The sequence below is a fragment of the Spirosoma litoris genome (assembly GCF_054776755.1).
The window spans coordinates 123,715-144,020 of sequence record NZ_BAAHBI010000052.1 but is presented as its reverse complement, the minus strand read 5'-3'; the positions used below and the strand labels follow the sequence as shown (position 1 = coordinate 144,020).

The 20,306-nt window shown below is 46.4% G+C and carries 16 protein-coding genes; 6 read left to right on the top strand and 10 right to left on the bottom strand.

Going from position 1 to position 20,306, the window contains the following annotated elements; all coding sequences use genetic code 11:
* Positions 1–200: 200 nt before the first annotated feature.
* From ACYVGR_RS28495 to ACYVGR_RS28480, 4 genes are all read right to left on the bottom strand, one after another.
* Positions 201–677: a hypothetical protein gene (locus tag ACYVGR_RS28495; RefSeq protein ID WP_460963238.1), complete on the bottom strand. Its 477-nt coding sequence runs from the start codon at positions 675–677 to the stop codon at positions 201–203.
* 348 nt (positions 678–1,025) lie between these two features.
* The gene (locus ACYVGR_RS28490) at positions 1,026–1,334 is read right to left on the bottom strand and encodes a hypothetical protein (protein WP_460963236.1); all 309 of its coding nucleotides are present in this window, start codon (positions 1,332–1,334) and stop codon (positions 1,026–1,028) included.
* 752 nt (positions 1,335–2,086) lie between these two features.
* Positions 2,087–2,509: a hypothetical protein gene (locus tag ACYVGR_RS28485; RefSeq protein WP_460963234.1), complete on the bottom strand. Its 423-nt coding sequence runs from the start codon at positions 2,507–2,509 to the stop codon at positions 2,087–2,089.
* A 120-nt stretch (positions 2,510–2,629) separates the two neighbouring features.
* A complete protein-coding gene (locus tag ACYVGR_RS28480) occupies positions 2,630–3,646 on the bottom strand; it encodes a bile acid:sodium symporter family protein (protein WP_460963232.1) in 1,017 nt (338 codons plus the stop codon).
* Between the two features lie 106 nt (positions 3,647–3,752).
* Between ACYVGR_RS28480 and ACYVGR_RS28475 the strand changes: the two genes are divergently transcribed.
* On the top strand, positions 3,753–4,397 hold the full coding sequence (locus tag ACYVGR_RS28475) for a hypothetical protein (protein ID WP_460963229.1): 645 nt from the start codon (positions 3,753–3,755) through the stop codon (positions 4,395–4,397).
* 3 nt (positions 4,398–4,400) lie between these two features.
* Here the strand turns inward: ACYVGR_RS28475 and ACYVGR_RS28470 are convergent, their stop codons facing one another.
* Both ACYVGR_RS28470 and ACYVGR_RS28465 read right to left on the bottom strand, forming a co-directional pair.
* Complete coding sequence (locus ACYVGR_RS28470) at positions 4,401–5,483, bottom strand: glutaminyl-peptide cyclotransferase (protein ID WP_460963227.1); 1,083 nt, start codon at positions 5,481–5,483, stop codon at positions 4,401–4,403.
* A gap of 25 nt (positions 5,484–5,508) precedes the next feature.
* Positions 5,509–8,907 carry a methylmalonyl-CoA mutase family protein gene (locus ACYVGR_RS28465; protein WP_460963225.1) on the bottom strand — a complete coding sequence of 1,133 codons (3,399 nt, stop codon included), beginning with the start codon at positions 8,905–8,907 and terminating at the stop codon, positions 5,509–5,511.
* Between the two features lie 166 nt (positions 8,908–9,073).
* Here ACYVGR_RS28465 and ACYVGR_RS28460 point away from each other — a divergent pair, with 166 nt between their 5' ends.
* Complete coding sequence (locus ACYVGR_RS28460) at positions 9,074–9,955, top strand: TraB/GumN family protein (protein WP_460963223.1); 882 nt, start codon at positions 9,074–9,076, stop codon at positions 9,953–9,955.
* Between the two features lie 65 nt (positions 9,956–10,020).
* Here ACYVGR_RS28460 and ACYVGR_RS28455 read toward each other — a convergent pair whose 3' ends face one another.
* Both ACYVGR_RS28455 and ACYVGR_RS28450 read right to left on the bottom strand, forming a co-directional pair.
* Positions 10,021–10,443, bottom strand: a complete 423-nt coding sequence (locus ACYVGR_RS28455) for a hypothetical protein (RefSeq protein WP_460963221.1) — start codon at positions 10,441–10,443, stop codon at positions 10,021–10,023.
* A gap of 232 nt (positions 10,444–10,675) precedes the next feature.
* The gene (locus ACYVGR_RS28450; protein ID WP_460963219.1) at positions 10,676–11,401 is read right to left on the bottom strand and encodes a hypothetical protein; all 726 of its coding nucleotides are present in this window, start codon (positions 11,399–11,401) and stop codon (positions 10,676–10,678) included.
* A gap of 456 nt (positions 11,402–11,857) precedes the next feature.
* On the opposite strand from ACYVGR_RS28450, the gene ACYVGR_RS28445 reads away from it, so the two are divergent.
* Together ACYVGR_RS28445 and ACYVGR_RS28440 are read left to right on the top strand one after the other, a co-directional pair.
* Positions 11,858–13,069: a pyridoxal phosphate-dependent aminotransferase gene (locus ACYVGR_RS28445; protein WP_460963246.1), complete on the top strand. Its 1,212-nt coding sequence runs from the start codon at positions 11,858–11,860 to the stop codon at positions 13,067–13,069.
* 293 nt (positions 13,070–13,362) lie between these two features.
* The gene (locus tag ACYVGR_RS28440; RefSeq protein WP_460963217.1) at positions 13,363–14,163 is read left to right on the top strand and encodes an LOG family protein; all 801 of its coding nucleotides are present in this window, start codon (positions 13,363–13,365) and stop codon (positions 14,161–14,163) included.
* Positions 14,164–14,264: 101 nt separating this feature from the next.
* Here ACYVGR_RS28440 and ACYVGR_RS28435 read toward each other — a convergent pair whose 3' ends face one another.
* Both ACYVGR_RS28435 and dnaB read right to left on the bottom strand, forming a co-directional pair.
* Positions 14,265–14,840 (bottom strand): DUF2911 domain-containing protein, encoded by a 576-nt coding sequence (locus ACYVGR_RS28435; protein ID WP_460963215.1) that lies wholly within the window; start codon positions 14,838–14,840, stop codon positions 14,265–14,267.
* Positions 14,841–14,996: 156 nt separating this feature from the next.
* Positions 14,997–17,606, bottom strand: a complete 2,610-nt coding sequence (dnaB, locus tag ACYVGR_RS28430; RefSeq protein WP_460963213.1) for a replicative DNA helicase — start codon at positions 17,604–17,606, stop codon at positions 14,997–14,999.
* 359 nt (positions 17,607–17,965) lie between these two features.
* Here dnaB and ACYVGR_RS28425 point away from each other — a divergent pair, with 359 nt between their 5' ends.
* Entirely contained in the window at positions 17,966–18,931 is a 966-nt protein-coding gene (locus ACYVGR_RS28425; protein ID WP_460963211.1) for a PhoH family protein, read from the top strand.
* Entirely contained in the window at positions 18,894–20,270 is a 1,377-nt protein-coding gene (locus ACYVGR_RS28420; protein WP_460963209.1) for a M43 family zinc metalloprotease, read from the top strand. The genes ACYVGR_RS28425 and ACYVGR_RS28420 overlap by 38 nt, the downstream gene beginning before the upstream one ends.
* Positions 20,271–20,306 lie beyond the last annotated feature (36 nt).

Below are 20,306 nucleotides of genomic sequence, written 5' to 3'. Positions count from 1 at the left end.
CTGACTGTCGACCGCAAGCCCACAAACGAGCCCTACTTTTTGGCTGTTCACCCAACGACCATGAGGGTTGATGGATGATAGTACTACGTCCTTGAACAATAAGACTCCCAACCTTTACACCCTCATTTGGTTGGGCTGCCCGCCTTCCATCTGGGACGTGCTGCCTGTCGACGGTAAGCCTGCCCAACGCGGAGCGAAAACTATGCTTCTCCGTTAACCCCAAAATTAAACACAACCTCCCTCGTCAGATTAACAGAGATGGCAAAAAAACAACTCCCCCCATCATGAACCCGGATCGGATGTTTGCGCCAATCATACTTTGGGGTCTGATAGTTGTCCACTTCACACATACAGTAAAAAAACAGAATCTTCTCGCCCTTACTGTTCAACTCCGGTGTACACTGCTTATAGTACTGCTCAAAATTGAGTAAATCGTAATGATACTGAAGACTATCTGGCTCAAAATAGCTATCCGCATTTTTAGCCGCTTGTTCGGCATTGTAAATGGCTAACCGTTTCAGAATTAGCCGATGCGCCAATGCCAATTCGGCTTGAGTTGGTTCAAAGGGAATAGGTTTATACCGAAGTAAGGCTAACCGTGTTGGTACAGTGTCAGCTTCTTTTTTTGTTGATTCGCAAGCTGTTAGCAGTAATAGAAAGAGTACGATACGGTTCATAAAACTTACCTAAGCGGGGCGTTTCCTGTGTCGCACGAAAGATGCCTAACAATCATAATTTCCATAACGAGACGTTTCTCGTGTCGACCGAAACCCACCAATGAACCCAAAGCTTGTCTGTCGGGGCGGCTCCACTGTCGCCCGGAACCCGCCAAACGAACACTTTTTGGCTGTTCACCCAACGACCATGAGGGCTGATGGATGATAACGCTACGTGCCTGAACAACAAGACTTTCAACCTTTACATCCTCATTTGGTTGGGCTGCTCGCTTTCCCTCGGGACGTGCTTCCTGTCACACGAAACGCTGCCCGTTAAAGCTGAGAAAGAACAATGACATGCCGTTAATTCTACTGAAACCGGTCTAAAACGTCCGGCTTAAACTGCTTCTTTTCAACAAGGTTGTTAATGACGGGTAAAAAATGCCTTAATCCATTCAGGCCAATCCCAGCTGGCGTTCCGCCGGTATTCATGAAATATAAAAAATCACCCGCGTACTTTCTGTATCGCTCAAGCTCGTAAGCTGATACTTCCTTATGTTTGTGATGATTCTTCCACAGATTATCAAGGTGTTGAACTTCTTTAGTTAACTCAACTACAATATCAATGAAGTCTTTATCCTTGTATTTTGATACTAGATTGTCAATGTCGAAGGTCATATATTACTGTCAAAATTTGAGTTTGGTAACGTTCCCTTTGTCAGCCGGAAGCCGCCTAACAAAGCAAAGTCAGTCTGTTGAGATGTTCAATTGTCAACCGAAGCCTGTCCGACCAATTAAATCCGGCCTAATCGGTACGCTCCCTCTGTCACACAGAGCCGCCCAACGAGCCTAAAGTTGCCTTGTCACTACCTTTCTGCTGTCAACCGGAGCTGACTTACTACGTTGTTTTTCAGCTTTTGGCAACACCCAACATACTATTGTACGCAAAAACGCTTAATATTAATTAATTAGTAATCAGCATATTATCATTAAGCGTAGGTTATCTTTGCGAGCATATCATCACTTGTACTGGCAAGACTACAACTTTGCGGTAACTTCTGCAACAGAAAGGATAAAACAGCCAAACACGATAAAGCTGATTTGATTATACGGTGGTGAATATAGTTATATCTAGGTAAGCCCGACCATTACCCTACATCTCTTTAAACGCCCTATTCTTGAGATGGAGACTAGGATTATCCTTCTACGAAGAATCCGAATAGGATTCGGTCTCAAAATGTCGTCTCACGAATCAAACCCAAAATCTCACATGTTAGCTGAGTATGTGAGACTGATTTTTATTTCAAATGACGAATTTGGTCCGTTTTTTTAGAACTACCCGTATTCGTATGAAATGGTATAAACACAAAGACCGCAGAGAATGTAAAAAACTCTCTGGGGTCTTTGTGTATCTGTGGTATATCCCAAAACTAGCCACGACGGCCATAAGGCACTGGCTGATTTTTATTATATCGATTCGTTGGCTGCGATTGATAGGCGAACAACCGATTGCGCTGGGCCGATGTTAGAACGGCAAGCATATCCTGACGTTTGCGTAATTGGAGTTGACGTTTGGCGTCGAAGGATTGTCGAGGATTAGCCATGAGTCGATCATAGTTGTTCTCGATTTTACGCAGCTCTTTTTCCTGTTTGAAAGATAGGCCTACCATGTTATCCAGTTGATCGATTTTTAGATCATCCTGAAACTGGTCGTTGTTGCCAAAGCGAGGAGCCTGAACTTGTGGCTGGCCAGGCCGATTGTTGTTAAATGGTTTCGAATATACGCCTTGTGCGAAAGTTACTGTAGTAGCTAAGCTAAAAAGGGCAATAGCGGAAATGAGTGTCGTTTTCATGATCAGTATGTGTTTAATTGTGCGTTACTGATGCTTAGAAGCAAACCACTTAATGGCGTTTAATCGGCCTGTAGGCCCATCTGGTCGAATGCCCATTTTGGTCCGTCGAACCCGGCTGAATCACTTCTGAATGACCTCAATTTTTTCAGCCTGTCGCCGAGCCATCGCCTGTGCCAGAATACTCGCAACAATGAGTTGGAGCGCGTGATAAATCATGATCGGCAGTAACGCTATGCCTGCCATACTGCCCGGAAACAGGACATTTGCCATCACACTACCCTGCACCAGCGATTTCTTGGAACCACAAAACAATGCCGTAATCCGGTCTTCCCGGTTAAAATTCAGGAGTCGGCTGAGGAATGTGATGAGTCCGAAAATGAGAAAGAACAGTGCCAGCATCAGAGTGGCAAGCCAAAGCAGATCGCTCGCTGAAATCTGCTCGAATGAATGAAGGGCAAACGATTCGCAGAAGGCTGTGTAAACAATGAGTAAAATGGTGAACTGGTCGAAATACCGGAGTGCTGTTTTATATTGGGAAGCCAGCCAGCCCAGGCGCTTATTCAGTAAAAGCCCAAGTACGACCGGCAGAATAACCTGAAGGGTTAGCTTGCCAATTACACCGGCGAGGTCATATTGTCCAGTGGTATTAGCTAGCAAAAAACTCATCCAGACGGGCGTAATGAATACACCAATCAAGCTGGAAATGCTGGCATTGAAGATCGCAGCCGGCAGGTTTCCGCCCGCAATAGAAACCATCACCACCGATGATGAAACCGTTGAAGGTAAGGCTGCCACATAGAAAATGCCCAACCAAAGTAGCTCAGTATCTGGTGTTAGCAACAGCGAGCGGGCAGCCAGTACAACCGCCGGAAATACGACGAAGGTGGTAAGATGAATAACCAGGTGAAGTCGATGATTTCGTAGTCCTTCGCGCAACTGGTTGAAATTCAATTTTAAGCCATAAAAGAAGAAAATCAACGAAACGCCGTAGGTGGCCAGGGTAGATAATGAAAATAATCCCTGTTGGATACCCGGATCGGGCCAGAGTTTGGCCAGGCCGATCATGGCTAGTAAAGCGAAGATAAACCAATCGAGTCCAGCGCGGGAGAAGAGAGAACCTAGGGACGTTTTTGCCATAATTTACTTGGTATCGGGAGTCTCATGTATAAAAAGAAGTGCCTTATAATAAATAGTTTACACGACGAGTATCGGAAGTAAGCGTTAAGGGGGAAACACACACATCATGAAAAAAATCCTACTACTTCTGTTAGTATGCTTATCTAACTATGTTCGGGCGCAGGAAACTCCATTGCTAAAAGTACCAGTCAACTATTCCCAACCGTTTGCGCGAGGTTCCTGGCTGGTTGGGGTGCAGGCTGGCTATTCCCAGGGGGTATGGTTTGGTCGTAATCTCACAGTTCATCCATATGGCGGGTATTTTGTCGCCAATAAGTTACTGCTTGGGGTAACTGGTACCATAAGTCAGGAAGGATTTGATCAGGTTCGGGAAATGATCAATTCGGTAGGCCCTATGGTTCGCTACCAGCTAACCCGTACTCGTATTTCCCCTTTCCTGACAGCCTCCTGTCAAATTGGGCAGCGTACACTTTCAGGGTCCGATAGTCGCACAACTACGCAGACACAGGTCATTGGTGGACAGGTTATTACGTCAACAAGTGGGTCGTATATTTTTGGTGATGGCACCCCCCATTTGATCTACACGCGTTCAATGAGTGCCGGGTTGAGTATGGGCGTCACCCGAGCATTACGGATTGATTTAGCCCTTACTTCGCAAGACCAGGCAGTGTCACCTGGCTCGAAAGTAGACAGTTACACGATACTCTGGCAACTACAGGCAGGCCTGAATTATAAGCTGGGCGGCAGATAATGTTTAACGACTGGCAACCAGTTTTTTATCCTTATTCTTAAACTGGATTTTTGTAAGCGTCGGCCAGTTTTTACCCGTAACGTAAAACGCGTTTTCGGTGGGTTGGAACGCTATGCCGTTTAAAACATTCTCTTTATCGATGTTCGTTGGGCGAATGCCTTCCATGTTCAGATTGCCAACAACCTTTCCGGTCTTGATATCGATCTGAACAATCCGATTGGTTTGCCAGACGTTGGCGTACACATACCCGTTTACATACTCCAATTCGTTGAGATTCATAACAGGTCCCATATTGTCATAAACGGCAAGTGTGCCCTTACGCTGGAAATCGGGCGAAAGAAAATAGAGTTTGTTTGAACCATCACTCTGAATGAGCGTAGAATCGGTATGGGTCAACCCCCAGCCCTGCGTTGGGTACGCAAACGTTTTAGCGAGCTTAAAGTCCATTGTATACTGGAAACAAACGCCCGAAGTCCAGGTGAGCTGATAAATCCGGTCGTTCAGAATGGTAATGCCTTCGCCAAAATACTGATTGTCTAATGGCACAGACTTAATCGTGGAGCCTGTTGTTAAATCAATCTGCATCAGTTTCGATTGGCCATTCAGCCCCGTGCTTTCGTACAGGGCTCCCTTATAAAACTCAAGTCCCTGGGTGAAGCTACTAGCCTGATGTGGATACGTTTTGAGCACCGTGTAGGTAATGGTGCGCGGATTAACATCAGACCAGAATTCAACACTGAGTGTATCGGCGTTGACCGTGTTATTGGCCGTTTTACCACGGACAATTAATTGATGCAGGCCTATTTTTTCAGAGCCAGAGTGGATAGAAAGCGACTTCGCGGATTTCTGGACCAGTGGTGAGCCAACATCATCGAGTGAGACGGTGGCCTCGTTCAAGGGTTGACTGAGCTGAATAGTTATCGTATCGCCAAGGGTGTACGTCGACTTGGTCAGCGAAGCAATGGGTTGTTTAGTGTCTTCGGTGGTTGTCGTTGTTTCCTTTTTCTGTTTGCAGGTGAGCACCGACAGACCTAATAGGGCAATCAATAAAAAACGGTAACGGGCTAACTTGTTGAGACTTTGCATTGTTGATTTCTAACTAATTTATTGCTTACATATTTCGTCTGTATCGACCACCCACCGCATAGAGCGCGTTCGATAATTGGCCCAGCGAACACACTTTGGTGGCTTCCAGCAGGCTTTCAAAAATATTGCCATTCGCTAAAGCTGTTGCCTGTAAATTGTTCAAAGCAGCTTCTGCTTCAACCTGGTTGCGCTCCTGAAAAGCCCTACACGATTCAACGGCGTACCGTTTTTCGTCATCCGTCGAGCGAATAACTTCGCTGGGAATAATGGTTGGCGAACCCGTCGGGTCAAGAAAGGTATTCACACCAACAATAGGCAGATCGCCGTTGTGTTTCAACGTTTCGTAATACATCGATTCTTCCTGAATCTTGCTACGCTGATACATCCGCTCCATAGCCCCCAGTACACCACCCCGCTCGTTAATGGCTAAAAACTCCTGATAGACTGCTTCTTCCACTAAATCAGTAAGCTCTTCTACGATGAACGCGCCCTGCAATGGATTTTCGTTTTTCGTCAAACCAAACTCACGATTGATCACCAACTGAATAGCCATTGCCCGCCGAACGGATTCTTCGGTAGGGGTGGTGATAGCTTCGTCATACGCATTGGTATGTAGCGAGTTACAGTTGTCGTAAATGGCTAATAGCGCTTGTAACGTTGTCCGAATATCGTTGAATGCAATTTCCTGCGCGTGCAGACTCCGACCAGAAGTTTGAATATGGTACTTTAGTTTCTGCGAACGGTCGTTGGCTTTGTATTTGTGCTTCATCGCCTTGGCCCAGATTCGCCGAGCCACACGGCCAAGAACTGTGTACTCCGGGTCCATGCCATTCGAGAAAAAGAACGATAAGTTGGGCGCAAAGGCATCGATGTGCATCCCCCGACTCAGATAATACTCAACAAAGGTGAACCCATTGGAAAGCGTAAATGCCAACTGGGAAATGGGGTTAGCACCCGCTTCGGCAATGTGATAGCCCGAAATCGAAACGGAGTAGAAATTCTGAACCTGGTTGTCAGTGAAGTATTGCTGAATATCCCCCATCATTTTCAGGGCAAATTCTGTCGAGAAAATGCAGGTGTTTTGCGCCTGATCTTCCTTTAAGATATCGGCCTGCACCGTCCCACGAACCTTCCGGAGCGTATCGGCTTTAATTTGCTCGTAAACATCCTTGGGCAAAACTTTATCGCCCGTAGTGCCCAATAAGAGTAAGCCAAGACCATTGTTGCCGTCGGGGAGGGGGGCGTTGTAAGCAGGGAGCCCGGTGCCTGGAGCAGGGGAATTCCTTAAAGCATCGACTACGCCCTGTCCCGCGCTCCGCGCCCCCTGCTCCTTCAGCCACTTCTCGCACTGCTGATCAATTGCTGCGTTCAGGAAGAATCCCAGAAGCATAGGCGCGGGACCATTAATCGTCATGGAGACCGAGGTGGCCGGGTCGCAGAGGTCGAAGCCGGAGTAGAGTTTCTTGGCGTCGTCGAGGGTGCAGATGCTGACCCCTGAATTGCCGATTTTACCGAAAATGTCGGGACGAAAAGCTGGGTCTTCACCGTAAAGCGTAACCGAATCAAAGGCCGTCGACAGCCGTTTGGCGGGTAGCCCTTTTGATACATAGTGGAATCGGCGGTTTGTGCGTTCTGGTCCGCCTTCGCCCGCAAACATGCGTGTGGGGTCTTCTCCTTCACGTTTGAGGGGAAACACACCGGCAGCGAACGGAAACTCACCAGGCACATTTTCGGTCAGGAGCCAGCGCAGAATGTCGCCCCAGTCGTTGTACTTCGGCAGGCTGACTTTCGGGATTTTTAGGTGCGAAAGGGTTTCTGAATAGAGCGGCTGTCGAATGATTTTGTCCCGGACTTTAAACTCATAAAACTCGGCCGCGTAGCGTTTTTGCATATCGGGCCACTGTTGTAACAGCGCCTGGCAAGCTGGCTGAAGCCTGGTGCTGAGCTGCTCTGAAATTCGTTTTAATTCAGCCTGATCCGAACTGTCAGAAACAAGTTTCAGGACTCCATCAAGCTGGTAAAGCTGTCGGGCAATGGTTGTCTGTTCCTGTACAAACTGATCATACCGACGGCTTTCTTCTACAATCTCGGCCAGATAACGAACCCGATCGGGTGGAATGATGGCTTGTTGGATCAGGTGCTCGGAGCGGGGTGCCCGGTTCTCTTCTTTAGCCCCGCTCTCTGCTCCCTGCTCCGTGCCATTTCCCCCCAGCAAACTCATCAACCGATCAAATAAGGCATTCATACCCGCATCGTTGAACTGAGCCGCTATGGTTCCTAAAATGGGTAATTCATCATCGGGTACATCCCAGCGGTTATGGTTCCTGCGATACTGTTTGCGTACATCGCGGAGGGCATCCAGCGAACCCCGTTTGTCGAACTTATTGATCGCAATAACATCGGCAAAGTCAAGCATGTCGATTTTCTCCAACTGCGTGGCTGCCCCGTATTCAGCGGTCATGACGTACAGCGTTTTGTCGGCATGTTCCGTAATTTCGGTGTCCGATTGGCCAATGCCCGATGTTTCGACAATAATCAGGTCGAACTGAGCGGCTTTACAAACATCAATAGCATCCTGTACATAGCGACTTAACGCCAGGTTCGATTGCCGCGTGGCCAGCGAACGCATATATACTCGACCGGGCTCTCCAACCTGGGCACTGATTGCATTCATGCGGATGCGGTCGCCAAGCAACGCACCGCCCGTTTTTCGTTTTGATGGATCGACCGAAATAATCGCCAGCGTTTTGGTTGGGTACGTCCGTAGAAACCGTAGCACCAGTTCATCGACTAAAGATGATTTTCCTGCGCCCCCCGTACCCGTAATGCCCAGAACTTTGGGTGAATGCGCAAACGAGTGAAAGGACGATTGTTTAAATTGATCCGAATAGTTTTCGGCGGTGCTGATGAGCCGGGCTATCTGGTTGGTATTGAGCGATTGCGTAGTTTGGGTAATTGGCGGCAAGTCAAAATCGCACTGACGGAGTAAATCGTCAATCATACCCTGTAAACCCATCGCTCGCCCATCATCGGGCGAGTAGATTCGGGTGATTCCATACCTATGAAGTTCCTCGATTTCAGAGGGTAAAATGGTGCCACCACCGCCACCGAAGATCTTAATGTATCCTGCGCCCAATTCGTGAAGCAGGTCGTACATGTATTTGAAAAACTCCAGATGGCCGCCCTGATAACTCGTTACGGCAATGCCCTGTACGTCTTCCTGAATGGCGCAATCGACAATTTCGGACACCGATCGATTGTGCCCCAGGTGGATGACTTCAGCGCCAGATGCCTGCATCAGTCGGCGCATGAGATTAATGGCCGCATCGTGCCCATCAAACAACGAAGCTGCTGTAACGATGCGAATTTTATGCGTAAACGGTTGCGGTTGCTGGGCGGCTGGTTTAGGAGATTGAGCAATCATCAGATTATTGACTCAAACGTTGAACTAGATTGCACCAAAGGTACGCGTTACGAATCGAACGTTGATGCAATTTATCCGCCGTTCGTCCTGCTAAACGGCTTACTGCCCCCAATGTTTCGCTGATGAATTGCGTTAATAGGTAGCTTTACCGAAAGTGATAACGAGCATGAGAAAAAATATAGCATCTAAACTTGCGTTAGCGGGTTTATTAGCAACCAGTATAGCAGCTACAGCAGTTCAGGCTCAGGATAAGGCCTTACTGTATGAAGTTACGGGTCCTGGCTTGGCTAAACCATCCTACCTCTATGGTACCTTCCACCTCATTTGCCCGGCCGATTTGCAAATATCGGACGCGATCAAGAAAGCTATGAGCGATTCCCAACAAGTTTATCTGGAGTTGGATATGGATGATCCCAGCATGATGATGAACATGCAAAAAGCGGTTATGATGTCGGGCGGAAAAACAATTAAAGACCTGCTTTCTGCTGATGATTATGCTGTCCTAGATAATTATTTGAAGCAGAAAATGGGCATGGGACTGGCTCAGATGGGTATGTTTAAACCCATCGGGATTATGTCGATGATGTACATGACTATGCTTCCCTGTCAGCCTGCATCCTACGACATGACGTTTGCGCAGATGGCCGCAACGGACAAGAAAGAGGTGTTTGGACTTGAGACGCTTGAGGCTGAGATGGCTGCGCTGGATAAAATTCCCTTGTCGGAACAGTTAAAAGGGTTGGTTGAGATGGCTAGAAACCCCGATGAAGCCAAGAAGGAGTTTTCGGAAATGGTTGCTAATTATAAAGCCCACGACCTGGACAAACTGATGGGCGGCATGAAATCCAGCAAATTTAGCGGAGGTGATTTTTCGCAGTTTGAAGAGAGTTTGCTGGGTGAGCGGAATATAAGCTGGATGCCGGTTATTGAAAAAGCGGCTAAAGAAAAACCAACTTTTTTTGCCTTCGGCGCCGGGCATTTGGGCAACGAAAAGGGAATTGTGAATCTGCTTCGAAAAAAGGGATACACCGTGAAGCCAGTGCAATAACTGGTTTTGGTCTTTTGCTCGGAGCCGTGCTACCCGTGGCACGGCTCCGAGCAAAAGACCTGTACTTAATACCGCCGGTGAGTCAGGGTAAACATATAGCCTTCATAATTACCCGACATGCCCGTTGCATTCGTGGCTGGTTGACAACTAACGACAGTATTTGCGTCTTTCGCTGAGGTAAACAACTCTCGATCAACGACAACAGGGTCAATTGTATAGCCGAGCTTAATTAACTCAGTTCGCAGAAGTTCATATTGTTCTTTTGACCGGACCTGATACGTAAGCACATCTGATCGGCTGTTGCGGTCGTATTGTATGATAGCCGTTGCTTTAGAGGGGTCTTGTTGTAACGGGCTTGGATGATACGCAAACAAACAAGTCCAGCCATTCAGACCGCCTGAGCTTTTATAACAGATAAATCCCTGTTGAAACATACTGTACTCAAACTTATCGGCTGAGGCACTTAGACATTGGAATAAGTCTGGCATGTGTATTCGTTGAGCAAAGGAGACAGATGTCCAGAGGAACAGGCCAAGTAAAATGGTTAAAAAACGCATCTGATCTTTAGTGAATGAGGTAGAGTAACTAGGTGTTATTTCGTCTCTATCAATAATTCGGCCAAAAAAACACCTCCAGATAAGGCTTCTTCTTGCCTGGAGGTGTTTTTTACTGTAAATAAATGAGTAAAACTCCCTGGAAAATTCTGGCAGATTTCAACGATTAATTGCTGGGTTTTGTGGTGTATTCCATGAATCGGTACACTTCCTGCCGAACAAAATCAAACATCTGGGCCGTCTGACTGCGAAGTTGCTTGTAGGCTGGAGCCGCTATAACAGGGTTGGGGGTATCGGCGAGAACTGGATTCGCGATAGCTTCCATAGTGGAGACGTAACTGGCAATACTGAACTCATAGCCCTTTTCGCTCCCGTTAGGAATAAGTAAGGACGAGAAATCCCAACCCAGCAGCGTTCCCCGTTTGATACGTTCCTCGCCAAGTCGTTTTAATTGACTGACAACACCATCATATTCGGCGCCAGGGTTCCGACGACGAATCCGATCAATAACCATCAATTGCGTGCCATCGGGTGCAAATTTTGGCGCAAAGGTGCCGTCAGTTATCTCCCAGATTTCTATTTTAACGACAGGGGCCGTATTTCGATCCCGTCGTTGCAGGTCTGCCATTTTCTGTTGAACACTATCGCCGTAAATACGCGCCATTGCCTCTGGTGACGCTCCTTTAATGGACATCCCGTGCGTAACAATCCGAGTCACATAGTCATATTCTGTCTGATTCGGATTCGAGGTAAACTGCTTAACAGTCATGTACCAGCCTTCAAGCTTCCCTTCATCGACCGCAGCCTGATTAACTTTTTTCCACTCTCGTTCAACGGGCAATGCGTCCTGAATCGTAAGGCCCGGATTCAACTTGTGGTAAATCAAATACATGTATGTTTTCTGGGGCGTTTTCGATTGCGCTATGACACCCGAAACACAAAAAAAAGAGAAACTTAATAAAAGCAAAGTACGATGGAGACAACGCATAGGAAGAGGGATTTAGGTCCAGATTGGCAGACTAGAAATTCGGTTTGACAGAAAAGACATCAGATGCTTATGGATACCTACCCGCGTTTCCTTTTAAGGGAATGATTTAAAATAGATTAGGTTATTTCTGGTCTATTTAATCGCTGAGTCTCTTGGAGTGTAGGGCTGCTAAATTCTGAATTTTGGCGCTGGTTTGCCCCTTCTCCCATTCTGGGAGAGGGGCAGGGGGTGAGAGCAATGGAGAAAATCCACTCCTCAAAAAGAACAACAACGGCTGGGTATAACCCAACTTACCCAACAGTTCCGTACTTTTGCGGCATGGAAGTAGCGTACATAGAGGAAGTAGTCGAAGTACCTGGAATGGAAATACTGAAAAGCGATCGGCTTACGCATTTAAAATACGATATTCGGGGACCCATTTATGAGAAGTCTCTTGAACTCGAAAGTCAGGGTTTTAAAATTATCAGTCTGAATATTGGCAATCCTGCCACCTTTGGCTTCGATGCCCCCGACGAAATTGTCCATGATATTATTCTGAATATCCGTAATGCGCAGGGGTACTCTGACTCTCGGGGTTTGTTTGCCGCCCGAAAAGCGGTTATGCACCACACACAGAATATTGGCCTTCCTGGTATTACTATCAACGATATTTACATCGGTAACGGGGTAAGTGAATTGATCATGCTTTCTATGCAGGCTCTCCTGAATGAAGGCGACGAAGTACTGGTTCCCTCTCCCGATTATCCGCTATGGACGGCTTCGGTTGCGTTTTGTGGCGGCAAACCAGTCCATTACATCTGTGACGAAGCGTCCGATTGGAATCCGGATCTAGCCGATTTAGAGCGTAAAATTACACCTCGTACACGGGCCATCGTTGTCATCAACCCAAATAACCCGACGGGGGCAGTTTATGATAAAGAAGTATTGCAAGGCATTGCCCGCATTGCCGAGCGCCATAAACTGATTGTCTTTTCCGACGAGATTTACGATCGGATTCTATACAACGGAGCTGTTCATTATCCAATTTCTAAAATGATTAACGACACGCTCTGTATCACGATGGGCGGATTGTCGAAAAATTACCGGGCAGCTGGTTTTCGGGGTGGTTGGATGATTTTGAGCGGTGCGCGGAAACGAGCCAAATCCTACATCGAAGGACTGACCTTGCTGGCAAGTATGCGTCTTTGTGCCAACGTTCCAACGCAGTATGCAATTCAAACAGCTTTAGGCGGCTATCAGAGTATCAATGATTTAGTACTTCCTACGGGGCGTTTATATAAACAAATGATGCTGGCGTATGACCGCATGACGGCTATTCCGGGCATCACCTGTGTGAAACCCAAAGGTTCTTTGTACATTTTCCCGAAAATCGATCTGAGTCAGTTTAGATTGGAGGACGATGACGATTTCGTACTAAATCTATTGACGGAGCAAAAAGTCCTGGTTGTATCAGGAAATGGATTTAATTATACCAAGAATGACCACTTCCGAATTGTTTGTCTACCCACTGTTGATGAACTAACTGTTGCGATGGATCGGATCGAATATTTCCTTGAAAGCCGACGAAAATAAACAAGGTTAATAAGAACGATATACGTAAAATGGCCCGAATTAGTCGGGCCATTTTTGTTTCTACACAGCGTTGATACTAAGGTGTTTTGGCTGCGGATTAATCAATTTTTAACCCAATAAACGATTTCTAAATTCTGGAAACGTTTTTACAGGATCGCTTGTTAATAGATTCCTTCTCAGTAATAAATCTCGTTGGTAAGGCTATCAACGAGATTTTTGATTAGTTTGGAAGGCTATTATATAACTTAACGAAGTGAGTACGTTTCGCGCCCACTACCTTTTTTAGTACGTACATGGAAGAAACAAAAGAGAATGTTCACCGCTCTGAAACGCAGAGCACCGAACGAATTGCACACGATTTACCCAAGCGCGACGAGTTACTCCTTACACCCGACGAACAACGCATTAAAGAAGCTTTTCAGGATCACGATTGGAATGAGATCAAAACCGCAGATTCCTGGGTCATTTTTAAAGTGATGGCTGAGTTTGTAGAAGGTTTTGATAAGTTAGCCAAGATAGGCCCCTGTGTATCCATTTTTGGCTCAGCCCGTACCAAGCCCGACAATCAATACTACAAAATGACCGAGGAAATTGCGGCCAAGTTAGTACGTCATGGCTATGGGGTTATTACAGGAGGTGGCCCTGGTATTATGGAAGCTGGTAATAAAGGAGCTTTTGAACAGGGGGGGAAATCGGTTGGCCTTAACATCAAATTACCTTTTGAGCAACATAGCAACATTTATATCGATCCCGATAAGAGCATCAACTTCGACTTCTTCTTTGTGCGGAAGGTGATGTTTGTTAAATACGCTCAGGGCTTTGTGGTTATGCCCGGCGGTATGGGTACGCTCGACGAGCTGTTTGAGGCCATGACGCTGATTCAGACCCGTAAAATTGCCCGTTTCCCAATCGTACTCGTTGGAAAGTCTTATTGGCAGGGCTTGATTGACTGGATCACGAATGTCATGTTAGAAGAGCAACATAACATCAATCCGGAAGACATGAAACTCATCAGCATTGTTGACACGCCCACAGAGGCTGTTAAAGTCATTGATGAGTTCTACAATAAATACTTGTTGAAGCCAAACTTCTGATAAAATTTAACGCGGCTGGAAAGCCGTGCATCTTATAAAGCTATTGTTTAGTTTATAAGATGCACGACTTTCCAGCCGCGTTACTTGTACATTAAATGACCTTAAAATGAAACTGGAACTTCAACCAGTGTATTGTCCCAGGCAATCATCATTACAGATTCTTTGACGTTTTCTCCAGCCTTTTTGAACTGAATCGTCAGGTTTTCAACCGTTTCTCCTGGCTTCTTAACAGGAGCGGTCACGCGTAAAACATCCAGACTTTCCTTATAGCTGTAGGCGCCCCACTGGTCTAAATCAGAGCTAAAGATAAGCGTCCACTCAGTTTCGTTGGGGATTGCATAAAACGAATACACACCCGCTTTGATCTTTTTCCCTTGAATCGTGGCATCCGAGAAAAACTTGATTTCAGTTGCTTCGTTCGCACCAAGCCGCCACACTTTACCGTAGGGAATCAGTTTACCAAAGACTTCTCTTCCATTTTTAGCCGGACGACTGTAGGTTACTCGGGCAAAGACTTTGTCGCCTACTTTGGCAGGAGCAAACTTCCGGTCGTGGGCAAAATCGTCAGGATAATAAGCCATATCCATCGGGCTTTTGTCAAGACCTCTAAATTTTTGCGCCTGAGCAATTGAAGTGAAACCAATGAGCAGGCAGGCGAGTAAACCAATAAATTTCATGTTTGTGAAGGGGTATAATTGAAGTAGAGTTTGACAAAGAAAACTATATTTTAAACACAGAGACACAGAAAATACAGAGATTTAATTGTAGCAATATAGATACATTAAACCTCTGTACTTTCTGTGTCTCTGTGTTTAAAAATGCGCTAATATTATTTAAAACGGAGTTTCCTGACTTGGATCGGCGTTACCAAAGTTCGTCATCGTGTTGGCTTTGCTCTTAAATACACTGCCTGCCGATGGAGGAGCATCGAAACTGCTCATACCATTTACATCAGGTGCAAAACCCTGTGCCTGAACGGGTTCGAAATACGAATCAAGATCACAGAACTTGGTAAACTTACCGATAAACTTAAGCTGAACCGTATCCAGAGAACCACTCCGGTTTTTAGCAATAATTACCTCACCGATCCCCAGTGTCGAGTTGCCATTTTCGTCTTGCGTAATATTATAATATTCAGGACGATAGAGGAAGCAAACCATGTCGGCATCCTGCTCAATAGATCCCGATTCCCGAAGATCGGAGAGTTGTGGTTTTTTATCGCCACCACGGGTTTCAACGGCCCGGCTTAACTGCGACAGGGCAATAACGGGTACGTTTAGCTCTTTAGCCAGGTTTTTAAGGGCCCGTGAAATCGACGCAATTTCCTGTTCACGGTTACCTCCCATTCGCCCCGATGAATCACCCGACATAAGCTGAAGATAGTCAATCACGACCATTTGAATGTCGTGTTGCGCTTTCAGACGACGACATTTGGCCCGAAGTTCCAGAATGGATAGGGCAGGGGTATCGTCAATGAATATAGGCGCTTCGGTTAGCCGCTGAATTTTGTGGTGCAACTGCGTCCATTCGTGCGGAGCCAGCGTTCCTTTCCGGATTTTCTCCGAATCAATTTCGGCTTCGGCCGAGATCAGACGATTGACCAACTGAACCGACGACATCTCTAAGGAAAAAATAGCTACCGGTTTTCCATGATCGACAGCCGCATTTCGGAGCGCTGAAACGACGAAAGCCGTGTTATGCGTCACGGTCATATCTTCAAGCAGAAACAAGCGATTTCCGTCGATAGAAAAACCGTAGTAGTCATCTACCTTATCGTATTCAACCTGAATGCCCGTAACCCGCCAATCGGCCCGCGCTTTGAGGGCGCGTGCTTTTTTCCGTTCAATACGAACTGGAATTGAATTCAGGTTGCCAAAAATACGGAGCCGATAGACTGTAGAAATATAGCCTCTCGTGGCAATTGTAGCCTGTTTCTCTTTCAATGAACACCGGAAACCAAGTGTATCACAAAGATACTTTAGCTGTTCTGCCAGCTCTTTATTTTTCTGGGTAATTTCGTAACAATTGAATTCTTCCTGATAATGGCCGTCACTGTCAACCAGTCCGGCCAGCAGTTTTAATCTGTTTTCAGTTGAATTGATCAAATAAGATCGTGGAATATGTTTGTCCTCAATGATCGATAATCCACGTAACTGTTCCTGAACATTAAACGCAACCTTTGCCCCTCGTTGTCCAGTTGTAATAGCGTGATTAGGCGCTTTTCCAACTTGTTGGTAAGTTGAAAACGTTAGATTCAGATCATCTGCGTAACCTTTGAGATAGTCAACAACTTCGTTATCAACAGATGTAATTCGAGAGCTATACGCATGTCCATCACCTAGCCAAAGCCCCACAAAATAAGGATCAAGTGGAACGGTTTGCTCTGGAAACTCTATGGCAACTTTATACCCTTTATAATTGGTCTTAAACTTATCCGATTTCGTCAGATAGTCTCGAACAGTGATGTTGAGCACATCTCCTTTGGTATGTCCACCTTCGTTTCGACTTCGTTTCAGTGACAGAATATGACTTTCGTTTACCCGATAATCAATGCCCTTGTTTTGTTTGATCCAGTACATTCGTTCCTGACCACGAGCAATCGAAAGAACCCGACGCGGAGTTGAATCGTCGCCCATTAGCAGATCACCTTCACGAACATCTTCGACTTTTCGGAGCGATCCATCAAACATCACAACTTTAGTGCCTTTTCCAAGGCACTTGCCCATCGCTGGCCTGGCCGCCAGAATGATCAATTCGGTGGGTTGCCAGCCCGATGTAACCCGGTCCAGACCCGTAAATCCAGACGGCACACCTGTTAAGCCTTCCTGATTTTTCTTGGTTTCAAGCTCATTCAGCGCCATCCTGACGATGGTGCTCATGTCAGCATAGTTCTTCTTGATGTTCGATTCCGAAATCTTGAAGAGCGATTGCTCGGTGCGGTCAAGGAGTTCGAACACGTCGGTCGTATCCTCGTAGGCATCTCGCAGAATCGTTGATGACATGGCAATGAGCGCCCGTTTGAGGGCCTGTTCCGAGACAATACGGGCATGGTACTCGATATTAGCCGCTGAGTTAACCCGGAAGGTAAGCTCAGCCACAAACCCACCTCCACCAACTATCTCAATTTCCCCAGTTTTGCGGAGCTGATTCGTAACCGTCAGTAAGTCAATGGGATCGGAGTTTCCGAACAGCGTTAGAATGGCCTGATATATCCGCTGATGGGCTTCTTTATAGAACGTTTCAGGCTTGAGAATGTCGACAACAGATGACAGGGCATCTTTCTCAATCATTAATGCACCAAGTACGGCTTCTTCGAGGTCTAGGGCTTGTGGGGGGAGTTTACCAAGGCCCGTATCGAGCCAATGATTTCCGGCCTGTTGCCGACCTCCGGCGAACGCCGATGGTTTTCGAAGATGTTGATTGGGGCGGGCGTTATTCTCCATGTCTTACTGCAAGTTTACACAATCCTCCTCGCAAAAGGCAACTTCTGCCCGTCTGACGTATACACATCATCTAGGCTAAATTGTTCGTAACATTCTGGTAATGTTGACGCTATCTCGCCAAAAAAATTTTCATTTTTTTAAGCAACGGTGGAGGGCAGGATTTGCGTACTAGATACTGAAACTAAGCAGCTAACTGTATGTCAGCAAGATAAGTATTTATCCCCAGTAAACACGGGGTTTACGCAAAAAAGGGCAATGAATAAGAAACCGGGTTAAACGAATAATTTTTTAGTAAAACGCGTTGAAGAAGTAAAGAAATCGCTTACTTTTCGGATATCACACGTAAACCTATTCATCGTTTGGTCGAAAAAGTCATTACCCTCGACAATGTATCGCTCATCGATTTTCTGGGCGTAGAGAACCACAACATAAAAGAAGTGGCAGCTGCGTTCCCAATGAGCAAAATTATCTCCCGCGGCAACGAAATCCGTATTAAAGGCACTACGCCCGAGATTAGCCGGATCAGCGACATTCTGGAATCGTTGATCGAGCATTATCAGAAATATGGTAAAATTACCCAGGAAAATGTCCAGAATTATATTAGCCATAGTGGGCAACCTTTGAATGGCGGTTCGCCAGCTGCACCTGCACCTCCTGATGACGATGAAGTGCTGGTGTACGGTAATCGGGGAGTGGTTGTTCGGGCTCGAACCGATAATCAAAAACGTCTCGTTGAGGCAGCCGAAAAGTCGGACCTGGTGTTTGCAATTGGACCCGCTGGTACGGGTAAAACCTATACGGCTGTCGCAATTGCAGTGCGGGCGTTGAAAAACAAAGAAGTCAAGAAAATTATTATTACGCGTCCGGCGGTTGAAGCGGGCGAAAATCTGGGCTTCCTTCCCGGTGATCTGAAGGAAAAAATTGATCCGTATCTGCGCCCGATTTATGACGCGTTGGATGATATGATTCCGGCTGAGAAGCTGAAGTTTTATACGGAGAACCGGATTATTGAAATTGCGCCACTAGCCTACATGCGGGGACGAACATTAAATAACGCCTTTATTCTGCTCGACGAAGCACAAAACACAACGCCGATGCAGATGAAGATGTTTCTGACTCGGATGGGCCCAGCGTCGAAAGCGATTATTACCGGCGACCGATCGCAGATTGATTTACCGAACCGGCAAAAGTCTGGATTGATTGAGTCGGTAGATATTTTAAAAAACATCAAAGGGATTGCGTTCGTTGAACTGGACGGACGCGATGTGGTTCGCCACCGGCTCGTTCGTGAAATTATTACAGCGTATGATAAAGCTGGGCAATAATAGCCTGATTAAAAACAAGCGGACCAACTGGCATTGGCTGGCTGGTTCGCTTGTTTGTTTACTAACATCGCCAGCGGGCGCGCAAACGCTCCAGGAGCCAATTTATAAGCGGTGCGCCATAGTCGACCATGAACTCATTCTCCAGCAACGAGATCCTGATCGACTCCGCCAATTGACGAATCTGAACAGGCAGGTTCAACAGGCGCTGGAAAACAAGAAGTCGTTACGGCAAGAGGCCGATAATACAATCTATCGAATTCCGATTGTTGTTCATGTGGTGCACAATAACGCATCCAACGTAATTGGTGGCACGAACAATGGCAATATTTCTGATGCCCAGATTGCCTCGCAGATTCAGGTATTAAACGAGGATTACCGACGTCAGGCCGGTACGAATGGCTATAATACAAGTGCAATTGGTGCCGATGCGGGTATTGAGTTTTTTTTGGCTACCACTGATCCAGATGGGCAGCCAACTACAGGCATTACGCGGCATTATTACGCACAAAAATCATCTTTTGATATCGAGACAGATGATGTACTGCTATCTCAGATTGCCTACTGGCCTAGTGATCGCTATTTAAATATTTGGGTAACCAGCTTGAATAGCAACTATTTAGGCTACACACAATTTCCGACAGCAGCCGACACGTTAAAAGGCTTACCACCCTCGACGAACGACTTAACCGATGGGTCAATCATTGATCATCGAACGTTTGGGCGTCAAACTGGTACGGTTACTCGGTCGTTATACCTGCTGGGGCGAACGGTCACGCACGAAATCGGGCATTGGCTTGGACTCATACACCCTTGGGGTGATGGGCTTGGTTGTAATGAGGATTATGTTGCCGATACCCCGTTAATGGCTGATGGATCGAATGCGCAACAATCCTGCAAACAGACGTATTCGAATTGCGATGGCAAAGGACAGGTTCGTGATTTGATGGAAGATTACATGAATTACTGGCCTGATGCCTGCATGAATATGTTTACGGCGGGTCAGGTTGCCCGAATGCGAGCGGTTCTTCAATTGAGTCCGCGACGGGTTAAATTGCTCAAATCGGTTTCATCGCCTTTACCCGAAACCGAGGCCCTTACGGTGAATGTCTACCCGAACCCAGCTACTGCCGACCCTACTGTTGATGTTCAGCTAAAAGGATTTCAGTCGTTCAATGTTTCTTTGTTCGATGCAACTGGTCGCCAGTTACGAACAACAAATTATACCGATGCACCGAGTACCCGTACTACACTTTCGGTAACCGGATTAGCAACGGGTGTGTATATTGTACGCGTAAAAACAGACGGCGAAATGGTCAGCAAACGACTGCTGGTCCCTTAAGTCTGGTTTACGATTTCTGTTTAGGTTGTGTCTGTA